Origin of the sequence: Salmonella sp. 32020114201800008SM, assembly GCF_017572025.1 — a bacterium.
Taxonomy (GTDB): domain Bacteria; phylum Pseudomonadota; class Gammaproteobacteria; order Enterobacterales; family Enterobacteriaceae; genus Salmonella; species Salmonella enterica.
In genome coordinates this window covers 541,513-553,316 of sequence record NZ_JAGEQM010000002.1, presented here as the reverse complement: position 1 = coordinate 553,316, position 11,804 = coordinate 541,513, and the positions used below count along the sequence as shown (strand labels likewise).

The following is an 11,804-nucleotide window of genomic DNA, read 5'->3' as shown; positions in this document are numbered from 1 at the left end:
ATGGCCAAAACGTTATACGAAAAATTATTTGATGCCCACGTGGTCTTTGAGGCGCCAAACGAAACGCCGCTGCTGTACATCGATCGCCACCTGGTGCATGAAGTCACCTCTCCGCAGGCGTTTGACGGTCTGCGCGCGCACCATCGTCCGGTACGTCAGCCAGGGAAAACCTTCGCCACGATGGATCACAACGTCTCGACGCAGACTAAAGACATTAATGCTTCCGGTGAAATGGCGCGTATCCAGATGCAGGAGCTGATTAAGAACTGTAACGAGTTCGGCGTCGAACTGTATGACCTGAATCACCCATATCAGGGCATCGTCCATGTGATGGGGCCGGAACAGGGCGTTACCCTGCCGGGTATGACCATCGTCTGCGGCGACTCCCACACCGCTACCCACGGCGCGTTTGGCGCGCTGGCCTTCGGCATCGGCACTTCTGAGGTAGAACATGTACTGGCGACGCAAACCCTGAAACAGGGGCGCGCTAAAACCATGAAGATTGAAGTCACGGGCAACGCCGCGCCGGGCATTACCGCCAAAGACATTGTGCTGGCGATCATCGGTAAAACCGGTAGCGCCGGCGGCACCGGACACGTGGTTGAATTTTGCGGCGACGCTATCCGCGCGCTGAGTATGGAAGGCCGCATGACGCTGTGCAATATGGCGATTGAGATGGGCGCCAAAGCCGGTCTGGTCGCCCCGGATGAAACCACTTTCAACTACGTAAAAGGGCGTTTGCACGCGCCGAAGGGCCGCGATTTTGACGAAGCCGTCGAGTACTGGAAAACGCTGAAAACCGATGACGGCGCGACCTTTGATACTGTCGTCACCCTGCGAGCAGAAGAGATCGCGCCACAGGTGACCTGGGGCACGAATCCGGGCCAGGTGATTTCCGTCACCGACATCATCCCCGATCCCGCCTCTTTTAGCGATCCGGTTGAGCGCGCCAGCGCCGAAAAAGCGCTGGCTTATATGGGCTTACAGCCGGGCGTACCGTTAACGGACGTTGCTATTGATAAAGTCTTTATCGGCTCTTGTACCAATTCGCGTATTGAAGATTTGCGCGCGGCGGCGGAAGTCGCCAAAGGGCGCAAAGTTGCGCCTGGCGTGCAGGCGCTGGTGGTGCCGGGTTCAGGTCCGGTGAAAGCGCAGGCGGAAGCGGAAGGTCTGGACAAGATCTTTATCGAAGCAGGATTTGAATGGCGCTTACCAGGCTGTTCCATGTGCCTGGCCATGAATAATGACCGCCTGAACCCGGGCGAGCGCTGCGCCTCCACCAGCAACCGTAACTTTGAAGGCCGTCAGGGCCGCGGGGGTCGCACTCACCTGGTTAGCCCGGCGATGGCCGCCGCTGCCGCCGTTACCGGCCACTTCGCCGACATTCGCAGCATCAAATAAGGAAACTACCATGGCAGAGAAATTTACCCAGCATACCGGCCTGGTTGTCCCACTGGATGCCGCCAACGTCGATACCGATGCAATTATCCCTAAACAGTTTTTGCAGAAGGTTACGCGCACCGGTTTTGGCGCCCATCTGTTTAACGACTGGCGCTTCCTGGACGAAAAGGGCCAACAGCCAAATCCGGAATTCGTGCTGAACTTTCCGGAATATCAAGGCGCGTCGATACTGTTGGCGCGGGAAAACTTTGGCTGCGGCTCTTCACGCGAACACGCGCCGTGGGCGTTGACCGATTACGGTTTTAAAGTGGTGATCGCGCCAAGCTTCGCCGACATCTTCTACGGCAACAGTTTCAATAACCAACTGCTGCCGGTGAAATTAAGCGACGAACAGGTCGATGAGCTGTTCAGCCTGGTGAAAGCCAATCCGGGCATTCATTTTGAAGTGGATCTGGAAGCACAGGTGGTGAAAGCAGGCGATAAGACCTACAGCTTTAAAATCGACGACTTCCGCCGCCACTGCATGTTGAACGGTCTGGACAGCATCGGGCTGACGCTGCAGCACGAAGACGCGATTGCCGAGTACGAAGACAAGCAGCCTGAGTTTATGCGTTGATACCAAAACGACCAGCAATAAGCGATACTCATCGCTTATTGCTGGTATCTATCTTATTTTAATCCCAGAGCCTGTTTAATCTGAACCATTGACGCCAGAGCCTGCTTACACGCAGCATCCTGGTCAGATGCAGCTACAGTTTCCAACTGTTTTTTTGACGCTTCGAGTTGAGGCTTCATCGCGTCAAATTGCTGTTTTGCCTGTTCACTCGTTGCTGCAGCCTGCTCAACCAGGGCATCAATATCATTAAAATATTGCTGACAACTTTCAGCCATTGCCGCGAAAGAGGAGTTGGACATAGCAAAAAGCGCTGCAAGCAAAAAAACCTTTTTCATTATCATTCCTTTGTACTAAACACGTTAAAGCACCATGCGATAACGCGTATAAGATTAGCGATGATAAAAATAAAAAAAAGTCTGTTTCAGTACCATGCAAAATGGCGCTTGTCACGCAACATTACACGTCTTTTACTCGCCCGCTCACCACCTGCGTGACCACAGAGACCGCCGTATAAATCCCGTTGAGACGCCGTCCCATCGTCGTCATCCAGAAACAGCCGAAATAAAAAAAGCCAGCAGATATTATCTGCTGGCGGGTGATTTTAGGCTATCGCCTACACCAATACTCAGTCACACATGATGTCTGCAATTGGCTTCAATCGGTCGCCTCCCACTGCATCAGTTCCGCGAGCATTTTTAAGCGCTGCGGCGCGCTCAGGCAAGCCAGCCAGGACGTTTTTTCCGTCGCGGCAAAATATCTCAACCAGAACTGGCGCATAGTGACCTCTTCCTCTTGCTTCATCGAAAGATATTATTGGCCTAATATAGGGATAATAAAATTGCTGAGTTTTTCATCGGAGTTCCCCTTTTATGCCCTCAGGTCGCCTGCAACAACAATTTATCCGTCTCTGGCAATGTTGTGACGGTAAAACGCAAGACACCACGCTTAATGAGCTGGCGGATCTGCTGAACTGTTCGCGTCGCCATATGCGTACGCTGCTAAATACGATGCAGGCGCGCGGTTGGCTAACATGGGAAGCCGAGGTTGGACGCGGAAAGCGTTCGCGTCTGACGTTCCTGTATACCGGACTGGCGCTGCAACAGCAGCGGGCGGAAGACCTGCTGGAACAAGATCGAATCGATCAACTGGTACAACTGGTCGGCGATAAAAGCGCTGTCAGGCAAATGCTGATTTCCCATCTGGGACGCAGCTTCCGCCAGGGGCGGCATATTCTGCGGGTTCTTTACTATCGTCCGATGCACAATCTTCTGCCGGGAACCGCATTACGTCGCTCGGAAACTCATATTGCCCGGCAAATTTTCAGTTCGCTCACGCGGGTAAATGAGGAAAACGGGGAACTGGAAGCGGACATTGCGCACCACTGGCAGCAAATTTCCCCTTTACTGTGGCGCTTCTACCTGCGCCCCGGCATTCATTTTCATCATGGCCGCGAGCTGGAGATGGAAGATGTCATCTCCTCGCTGACGCGTATCAATACGCTTCCGCTTTACTCGCACATCACAAAGATAGACTCCCCTACCGCGTGGACGCTGGATATTCATCTTTCCCAGCCGGATCGCTGGTTGCCGTGGCTGCTGGGCCAGGTCCCGGCGATGATTTTGCCGCGGGAGTGGGAAACGCTGGCTAATTTCGCCAGCCACCCTATCGGCACCGGGCCTTATGCCGTGCGGCGTAATACGCCAAACCAGCTCAAGATACTCGCCTTTGATGACTACTTCGGCTATCGGGCGTTGATAGACGAAGTGAACGTCTGGGTACTGCCGGATATCAGTGAAGAACCGGCCTGCGGCTTGATGCTGGAAGGGCCGATACAAGGCGGTGAAAAAGCGATAGAAAGCCGACTGGAAGAGGGGTGCTATTACCTGCTATTCGACGCCAGGACGCCGCGCGGCGCGCATCCGCAGGTCAGAGAATGGGTAAGCCACGTCCTCTCCCCCACCAATTTACTCTATCATGCCGATGAACCGCTACAGCAGCTCTGGTTCCCGGCCTATGGGCTTTTACCGCGCTGGCACCACGCCCGTCCAGGCCCGGGCGAAAAACCCGCCGGGCTGGAAACCCTCACGCTGACCTTCTATCGCGAACACATTGAGCACCGGGTTATCGCCCATATCATGAGCGCGCTTCTGGCTGAACATCAGGTGCATCTGCATATTCAGGAGATCGACTACGATCAATGGCACGCCGGCGAGATCGAAAGCGATATCTGGCTCAATAGCGCTAACTTTACGCTGCCGCTGGATTTCTCGCTGTTCGCGCACTTGTGCGAAGTACCGCTCTTGCAGAACTGCATTCCGCGCGACTGGCAGGACGACGCCGCGCAGTGGCGCGCTGGCGAGATGAACCTGGCGAACTGGTGCCAGCAACTGCTGGTCAACAAAGCGATTGTGCCGTTGATCCACCACTGGCTGATTATCCAGGGACAACGCAGTATGCGCGGGCTGCGCATGAATACCCTCGGCTGGTTTGATTTTAAATCGGCGTGGTTTGCGCCGCCAGATCCTTAACGCCAGCTCTTGATTGCTGCCCGGCAACAAAATCACTACACTAACGCCGAACTCAACGGGGTGCCGCGCTCATGCGCGCGCTGAGAAAATACCCGTCGAACCTGATCCGGATAATGCCGGCGAAGGGATTTGAGGTTACCTCTCAAGTCCTTTGCCACTCTTTAACTGAGGTGCAAAGTGTTAAAAAAATATCTTCCGCTTTTACTCCTGTGCGCGGCGCCTGCTTTCGCCAAACCCGTTCTCACCGTCTATACCTACGACTCGTTCGCCGCCGACTGGGGGCCAGGCCCGGCGGTGAAAAAAGCGTTTGAAGCCGATTGCAACTGCGAGCTGAAACTGGTGGCGCTGGAGGATGGCGTTTCACTGCTCAACCGCCTGCGGATGGAGGGGAAGAACAGCAAAGCCGATGTGGTGTTGGGGCTGGACAACAATCTGCTGGAAGCGGCCACGCAAACTAAACTCTTTGCCAAAAGCGGCGTGGCGAATGAGGCGGTCAAGGTGCCCGGCGGCTGGAAAAACGACACATTTGTGCCGTTCGATTACGGCTATTTCGCCTTTGTCTACGATAAAAGCAAGCTGAAAAATCCGCCGAAAAGCCTGAAAGAACTGGTCGAGAGCGATCAAAAATGGCGGGTGATTTATCAGGACCCGCGTACCAGTACGCCAGGGCTGGGGCTGTTACTGTGGATGCGCAAAGTCTATGGCGATAACGCGCCGCAGGCCTGGCAAAAACTGGCGGCCAAAACGGTGACGGTGACGAAAGGCTGGAGCGAGGCCTACGGTTTATTTCTGAAAGGTGAAAGCGATTTGGTGCTCAGTTACACCACCTCTCCGGCGTATCACATTATTGAAGAGAAGAAGGACAATTACGCCGCCGCGAACTTCAGCGAAGGCCATTACTTACAGGTAGAAGTCGCGGCGCGTACCGTCGCCAGTAAGCAGCCGGAACTGGCGGAGAAATTCCTCAAATTTATGGTTTCTCCGGCGTTTCAGAACGCCATACCCACCGGCAACTGGATGTACCCGGTAGCGGACGTCGCCCTACCAGCAGGGTTTGAATCATTGGCAAAACCCGCCACAACGCTGGAATTCACGCCGCAACAAGTGGCAGCACAACGCCAGGCATGGATTAGCGAATGGCAACGCGCCGTCAGCCGTTAATTCCCGGCTGGCTGATTCCGGGGCTGTGCGCCGCCGCGCTGATGATAACCGTCTCGCTGGCGGCCTTTCTGGCGCTTTGGCTGAACGCGCCGTCGGGCGCGTGGTCGACAATCTGGCGGGATAGCTACCTGTGGCATGTGGTGCGCTTCTCATTCTGGCAGGCGTTTCTGTCCGCAGTGCTGTCTGTGGTCCCGGCGGTTTTTCTCGCCCGCGCGCTTTATCGACGCCGTTTTCCTGGACGTCTGGCGCTGCTGCGTCTGTGCGCCATGACGCTGATTCTGCCGGTACTGGTTGCCGTGTTCGGTATTCTTAGCGTGTATGGCCGTCAGGGCTGGCTGGCCTCGCTGTGGCAGATGCTGGGGCTTCAGTGGACATTCTCCCCCTACGGCTTGCAGGGCATTTTACTGGCGCACGTCTTTTTTAACCTGCCAATGGCGAGCCGTTTGTTGCTGCAATCTTTGGAAAGCATTCCCGGCGAGCAGCGCCAGCTCGCCGCCCAGCTCGGTATGCGCGGCTGGCATTTTTTCCGTTTTGTCGAATGGCCGTGGCTGCGCCGCCAAATTCCGCCCGTCGCGGCGCTGATTTTTATGCTCTGCTTCGCCAGTTTCGCAACGGTTCTGTCGCTCGGCGGCGGCCCGCAGGCCACCACTATCGAGCTGGCTATCTTTCAGGCGCTCAGTTATGACTACGATCCCGCCCGCGCGGCGATGCTGGCATTAATCCAGATGGTCTGCTGCCTGGCGCTGGTACTGCTAAGCCAACGGTTGAGCAAAGCGATTGCGCCGGGGATGACGCTGACGCAGGGTTGGCGCGATCCTGACGATCGTCTCCACAGCCGTCTGACGGACGCCTTATTAATCGTGCTGGCGCTGCTGCTGCTGCTTCCGCCGCTGGTCGCCGTGGTGGTCGATGGCGTCAACCGCAGCCTGCCGGAGGTGCTGGCGCAACCCATTCTGTGGCAGGCTGTCTGGACATCGCTACGCATTGCGCTGGCGGCGGGCGTTCTGTGTGTGGTGCTGACCATGATGCTACTGTGGAGTAGCCGCGAGCTACGCCAACGCCAGCAACTATTCGCCGGACAAACGCTGGAACTCAGCGGGATGTTGATCCTCGCGATGCCGGGGATCGTGCTGGCGACAGGCTTCTTTTTACTGCTCAATAACAGCGTTGGCTTACCGGAATCCGCCGACGGCATCGTGATTTTCACCAATGCGCTGATGGCAATCCCCTACGCGCTAAAAGTCCTGGAAAACCCAATGCGCGATATTACCGCCCGTTATGGAATGCTGTGCCAGTCATTGGGAATTGAAGGCTGGTCGCGGTTAAAGGTCGTGGAACTGCGGGCGCTGAAACGTCCGCTGGCGCAGGCGCTGGCGTTTGCCTGCGTACTTTCTATCGGTGATTTTGGCGTCGTCGCGCTTTTCGGCAATGACAATTTCCGCACGCTGCCGTTTTATCTGTATCAGCAGATCGGCTCCTACCGCAGCCAGGACGGCGCGGTGACCGCGCTGATACTGTTGCTGCTCTGTTTTACGTTATTTACCCTCATAGAGAAACTACCGGGCCGACATGCTAGAACTGATTGATATCACCTGGCTTTACCATCATTTGCCGATGCGTTTTACGCTGGAGGTAGAACGCGGCGAGCAGGTGGCGATTCTTGGCCCCAGCGGCGCGGGGAAAAGCACGTTGTTGAATTTAATTGCCGGTTTTCTTGCGCCTGCCAGCGGTACGTTACTGATTGCCGGTGAAGATCATACGCTTACGCCGCCCTCACGCCGTCCGGTCTCAATGCTGTTTCAGGAGAATAATTTATTCAGCCACCTGAATGTGCAGCAAAATATCGGTCTGGGGCTAAATCCTGGGTTAACGCTCAACGCCAGCCAGCGGGAAAAACGGGACGCTATCGCACATCAGATGGGCATTGAGAGTCTGATAACGCGTTTACCGGGCGAACTGTCCGGCGGCCAGCGTCAGCGGGTAGCGCTGGCGCGCTGCCTGGTACGTGAACAGCCGGTACTGCTGCTGGATGAACCGTTCTCCGCGCTCGATCCCGCGCTGCGCCAGGAGATGCTGACGTTGGTCAGCGATATCTGCCGCGAGCGACAGCTCACGCTGTTGATGGTCTCGCACAGCGTGGAAGATGCGGCGCGAATTGCGCCCCGGTCAATCGTCGTGGCCGACGGACGCATTGCGTGGCAAGGCAAAACAGACGAGCTACTAAGCGGTCAAGCCAGCGCCTCAGCGCTATTGGGCATCAAATCCCATATTTTGTAGGCCGGATAAGGCGAAGCCGCCATCCGGCAAAGGAATCGTTAGTAACCCACAACTTTGCGCAGAATATCGATATATACCGGCATCAGCGGGTGGCGAACCAGCACCACCAGCGCGACCACGCCGATCCCGAGCGTCAACGGCGCCAGATACAGCAAACGGCTGCGGGGGAAATACGCGGTTAAACGATCGACTGCCGCTTTGCCGCTGCGCCACAGCCGCCAGCATAGCCAGCCTCCGACCCACAGCAGCAACGCCGTCGCCAGCAGCAGCCATTTGAAATCTCCGCTCTGCATATCGGAAGGAATATCGATTGCCGCTCCCGCCAGAATGCCCGGCAGGAAATAAAACGGCGGCCACAGCAAACAGCCAATCAAGTTCGGCCCAATAAATTTCGCTACGGGAAGATCCAGCATCCCTGCCACCATCGGCACCAGCGGCCTCGTCGGACCGACAAAACGTCCGACCAGGATCGTGAACATACTGTGCTGATGCAGCGCGTGTTCGGTTTTATCCAGCAGCGACTTGTTCTTTTTCATAAAAGACCAGCGGTGTAGCGGCTTTTTAAAGCGCCACCCCAGCCAGAACGAAATCCAGTCGCCCATCAGACAGCCGATAATACCCACCAGCCAGGCATGCCAAAAATTGAGCTCGCCGCTGCCGATAAGCGCGCCCAGCCCCGCCATCAGTACCGTGCCGGGTAAAATCAACCCCACCAGCGCCAGCGATTCCAGGAAGGCGACCAGCAACACGGCGATGAGCGAATACAGAGTGGATTGGGTGATAAAATGTTCCAGCAGTGCTTGCATAGTGTGTCCGTCAGCGTGATGAAGCAGGGATTCTGCTTACCCCGACCCCCTTCGTCAAGCCGTCAATTATCCGAATAGTTACGGCTTATGACATCTTTGTGGACACATCATTCACTTTTTATTCACATCCGGCCCTGAACTCGCTAGGACTTGCCCCGGTGCATTTTTTAAATACCCGCGAAAAATAGAGCTGATCGTCAAATCCAACATTGCGCCCAACGGTCGCTATCGGCATTCGCGTGGTGCTAAGCAGGAGTTTCGCCTGGCTGATACGCTGATCTTCGCGCCAACTCAATACGCTAATGCCTAACTGCTGGCGGAACAGATGCGATAACCGGGAGGGCGACAGGCAGACATGCTGGGCGACGCTGGCGATATCAAAATGGCTGTCCGCCAGATGGTCGCTGATATACTGGCAGGCATCGCGCACACGGCTATCCATCGGCGGATGCAACGACTCATTAATTACCGCCATACGTCTGAGCAACAGCTGCTCCAGCAGATTGATCGCCAGTAGCTCAGAATAGCGGCCTTCCCCTTGCCCGGCGCTGATGATCTGCCCGAACAGTTCGCTGAAATGCGGCTGGCGCGCCTCGTCCGGGCGGAAAAATCCTGTCTGGGCAAAGATTGTCGGCCAGGTCAGCCACTCCTGCCAGTAGGCGCGAGGCCGGAAATAAACCCACTGGTGATACCACTCGCTGGCGTCCGGATGCCGTCCATAGTGATGAATCTCGCCCGGCGGAAACAATAATATATCGCCAGGCCGACAGACAAACTGCTCGCCATTATTATTAATGACGCCCTCTCCGCGGATGGTCAGGTTAAGAATATATCCCTTCATGCCCAACGGACGATCGATAAAAAAATCCAGATATCCATTCGCTTCAATTGGCGTCAGTCCGGCGACCAGATGGGCATTAAATGAATATCCCGGCAATAGCGGATCATTTTGCGTTTCAGCCATGATTTCTCTACCCCCCGATGTTCAGAGAAGAAACAAATTGTCCATATTGACCAGGACGACAGTGCTTACGTCTCCGCAAGACCTTGCGCTTGATGAAAGCACGTATCAACCCCGCTTGTGAAAAGCGCTTTGTAACAAAAGCGTACAGTTCAGGCGATAAAATTAAGTAACAGAAGTGTCTATAACTATGGCTGGAATGTCCACATTGAATATTTGCACAGCGTCACACTTTGCAAAGCATTAGCATTTTTGTCCATAAGATTAGCGGATCCTGCCTGACGGTTTTTGCCGCGACTCTCTACTGTTTCTCCATACCTGTTTTTCTGGATGGAGTAAGACGATGGCAATTGCAATTGGCCTCGATTTTGGCAGTGATTCAGTGCGCGCTCTGGCAGTGGACTGCGCCACCGGCGACGAGATCGCCACCAGCGTAGAGTGGTATCCGCGCTGGCAAGAAGGCCGTTATTGCGACGGCCCGAACAACCAGTTCCGTCATCATCCGCGCGACTACATGGAGTCAATGGAGGCCGCGCTGAAAGCCGTTCTGGCACAATTAAGCGCCGCGCAACGCGCAAATGTCGTTGGCATTGGCGTTGACAGCACCGGCTCTACGCCAGCGCCGATTGACGCCGACGGTAACGTCCTGGCGCTGCGTCCAGAGTTCGCCGAGAACCCGAATGCGATGTTTGTGCTGTGGAAAGATCACACCGCCGTGGAAGAGGCCGACGAAATCACTCGTCTGTGCCATAAGCCAGGCAAGGTCGACTACTCCCGCTATATTGGCGGCATTTACTCCAGCGAATGGTTCTGGGCGAAGATTTTGCACGTCACCCGCCAGGATAGCGCCGTCGCGCAGGCCGCCGTCTCGTGGATTGAGCTGTGTGACTGGGTGCCGGCGCTGCTTTCCGGCACCACTCGCCCGCAGGATATCCGCCGTGGCCGCTGCAGCGCCGGGCACAAAACACTGTGGCATGAAAGCTGGGGCGGTCTGCCGCCCGCGAGCTTCTTTGATGAACTCGATCCGTGCATTAACCGTCATCTGCACTACCCGTTATTTAGCGAAACCTTCACCGCCGATCTGCCCGTGGGCACCCTGTGCGCCGAATGGGCGCAGCGCCTCGACTTGCCGGAAAGCGTAGTGATTTCCGGCGGCGCGTTCGACTGCCACATGGGCGCGGTCGGCGCGGGCGCACAGTCCAATACGCTGGTAAAAGTCATCGGCACGTCTACCTGCGACATTCTGATTGCGGATAAACAGAGCGTCGGGGATCGCGCCGTGAAAGGCATTTGCGGTCAGGTTGATGGCAGCGTGGTGCCGAACTTTATCGGTCTGGAAGCGGGGCAATCTGCTTTCGGCGACATCTACGCCTGGTTTAGCCGCGTGTTGAGCTGGCCGCTGGAACAACTTGCCGCGCAGCACCCGGAACTGAAACCCCAGATTAACGCCAGCCAGAAGCAGCTACTGCCAGCGCTCACCAACGCCTGGGCGAAAAATCCGTCCCTGGATCACCTGCCGGTGGTGCTCGACTGGTTTAACGGTCGCCGCACGCCAAACGCTAATCAGCGTCTGAAAGGCGTCATTACCGATCTCAATCTCGCCACCGACGCGCCAGCGCTGTTTGGCGGTCTGGTCGCTTCGACCGCCTTCGGCGCGCGCGCCATTCAGGAGTGTTTTACCGAGCAGGGTATCGCGGTCAATAACGTGATGGCGCTTGGCGGCATCGCCCGTAAAAATCAGGTCATTATGCAGGTCTGCTGCGACGTACTGAATCGTCCGTTGCAGATCGTCGCTTCCGACCAGTGTTGCGCATTAGGCGCCGCTATCTTTGCCGCCGTCGCTGCGAAAGTCCATGCCGATATTCCTGCCGCCCAGCAAAGCATGGCAAGCGCGGTAGAACGCACTCTGCGTCCCCGCCCTGAACAGGCGCAACGCCTCGAACAGCTTTACCGCCGCTACCAGCAGTGGGCGCTAAGCGCAGAACAACATTATCTTCCGACTGCCGCGCCGGCGCCAACGACCCCGGCCAATCAGGCAATCCTGACTCATTAAG

General features: G+C 56.2%; 11 protein-coding genes and 1 riboswitch. Of the genes, 7 read left to right on the top strand and 4 right to left on the bottom strand.

The features are described from left to right. Window positions 1–1,401, top strand: coding sequence for a 3-isopropylmalate dehydratase large subunit (gene leuC / locus J4613_RS08640; RefSeq protein ID WP_001140632.1), 1,401 nt, complete (start codon window positions 1–3; stop codon window positions 1,399–1,401). Window positions 1,402–1,411: 10 nt separating this feature from the next. Beyond that, entirely contained in the window at window positions 1,412–2,017 is a 606-nt protein-coding gene (leuD, locus tag J4613_RS08635; RefSeq protein WP_000818261.1) for a 3-isopropylmalate dehydratase small subunit, read from the top strand. 53 nt (window positions 2,018–2,070) lie between these two features. On the opposite strand, the gene J4613_RS08630 is transcribed toward leuD, so the two are convergent. After that, window positions 2,071–2,352, bottom strand: coding sequence for a DUF5339 family protein (locus tag J4613_RS08630; protein ID WP_000755258.1), 282 nt, complete (start codon window positions 2,350–2,352; stop codon window positions 2,071–2,073). A gap of 319 nt (window positions 2,353–2,671) precedes the next feature. Next, window positions 2,672–2,794 (bottom strand): glucose uptake inhibitor SgrT, encoded by a 123-nt coding sequence (gene sgrT, locus J4613_RS08625; RefSeq protein WP_001248755.1) that lies wholly within the window; start codon window positions 2,792–2,794, stop codon window positions 2,672–2,674. 92 nt (window positions 2,795–2,886) lie between these two features. Between sgrT and sgrR the strand changes: the two genes are divergently transcribed. The 4 genes from sgrR (at window position 2,887) to thiQ (ending at window position 7,983) form a co-directional block, all read left to right on the top strand. Next, entirely contained in the window at window positions 2,887–4,545 is a 1,659-nt protein-coding gene (gene sgrR / locus J4613_RS08620) for an HTH-type transcriptional regulator SgrR (protein WP_111742464.1), read from the top strand. 46 nt (window positions 4,546–4,591) lie between these two features. Next, a riboswitch (TPP riboswitch) is annotated at window positions 4,592–4,691 on the top strand. A gap of 31 nt (window positions 4,692–4,722) precedes the next feature. After that, window positions 4,723–5,706, top strand: coding sequence for a thiamine ABC transporter substrate binding subunit (gene thiB, locus J4613_RS08615; RefSeq protein ID WP_000915326.1), 984 nt, complete (start codon window positions 4,723–4,725; stop codon window positions 5,704–5,706). Continuing rightward, a complete protein-coding gene (gene thiP, locus J4613_RS08610) occupies window positions 5,682–7,292 on the top strand; it encodes a thiamine/thiamine pyrophosphate ABC transporter permease ThiP (protein ID WP_058145250.1) in 1,611 nt (536 codons plus the stop codon). The genes thiB and thiP overlap by 25 nt, the downstream gene beginning before the upstream one ends. Then, on the top strand, window positions 7,276–7,983 hold the full coding sequence (thiQ, locus tag J4613_RS08605) for a thiamine ABC transporter ATP-binding protein ThiQ (protein WP_111742465.1): 708 nt from the start codon (window positions 7,276–7,278) through the stop codon (window positions 7,981–7,983). Before thiP ends, thiQ begins: the two co-directional genes overlap by 17 nt. A 38-nt stretch (window positions 7,984–8,021) precedes the next feature. On the opposite strand, the gene J4613_RS08600 is transcribed toward thiQ, so the two are convergent. Further along, complete coding sequence (locus J4613_RS08600; RefSeq protein WP_001148369.1) at window positions 8,022–8,789, bottom strand: DedA family protein; 768 nt, start codon at window positions 8,787–8,789, stop codon at window positions 8,022–8,024. A gap of 118 nt (window positions 8,790–8,907) precedes the next feature. Continuing rightward, window positions 8,908–9,753 (bottom strand): arabinose operon transcriptional regulator AraC, encoded by an 846-nt coding sequence (gene araC / locus J4613_RS08595; RefSeq protein ID WP_000852387.1) that lies wholly within the window; start codon window positions 9,751–9,753, stop codon window positions 8,908–8,910. Window positions 9,754–10,093: 340 nt separating this feature from the next. Here araC and araB point away from each other — a divergent pair, with 340 nt between their 5' ends. After that, entirely contained in the window at window positions 10,094–11,803 is a 1,710-nt protein-coding gene (araB, locus tag J4613_RS08590) for a ribulokinase (RefSeq protein WP_020437951.1), read from the top strand. Window position 11,804 lies beyond the last annotated feature (1 nt).

Coding starts and splice junctions, on each gene's coding strand:
- leuD (WP_000818261.1), top strand. CDS start 1,412: ATGGCAGAGAAATTTACCCAGCATACCGGCCTGGTTGTCCCACTGGAT.
- leuC (WP_001140632.1), top strand. CDS start 1: ATGGCCAAAACGTTATACGAAAAATTATTTGATGCCCACGTGGTCTTT.
- araB (WP_020437951.1), top strand. CDS start 10,094: ATGGCAATTGCAATTGGCCTCGATTTTGGCAGTGATTCAGTGCGCGCT.
- J4613_RS08630 (WP_000755258.1), bottom strand. CDS start 2,352: ATGAAAAAGGTTTTTTTGCTTGCAGCGCTTTTTGCTATGTCCAACTCC.
- sgrR (WP_111742464.1), top strand. CDS start 2,887: ATGCCCTCAGGTCGCCTGCAACAACAATTTATCCGTCTCTGGCAATGT.
- sgrT (WP_001248755.1), bottom strand. CDS start 2,794: ATGCGCCAGTTCTGGTTGAGATATTTTGCCGCGACGGAAAAAACGTCC.
- thiQ (WP_111742465.1), top strand. CDS start 7,276: ATGCTAGAACTGATTGATATCACCTGGCTTTACCATCATTTGCCGATG.
- araC (WP_000852387.1), bottom strand. CDS start 9,753: ATGGCTGAAACGCAAAATGATCCGCTATTGCCGGGATATTCATTTAAT.
- J4613_RS08600 (WP_001148369.1), bottom strand. CDS start 8,789: ATGCAAGCACTGCTGGAACATTTTATCACCCAATCCACTCTGTATTCG.
- thiP (WP_058145250.1), top strand. CDS start 5,682: ATGGCAACGCGCCGTCAGCCGTTAATTCCCGGCTGGCTGATTCCGGGG.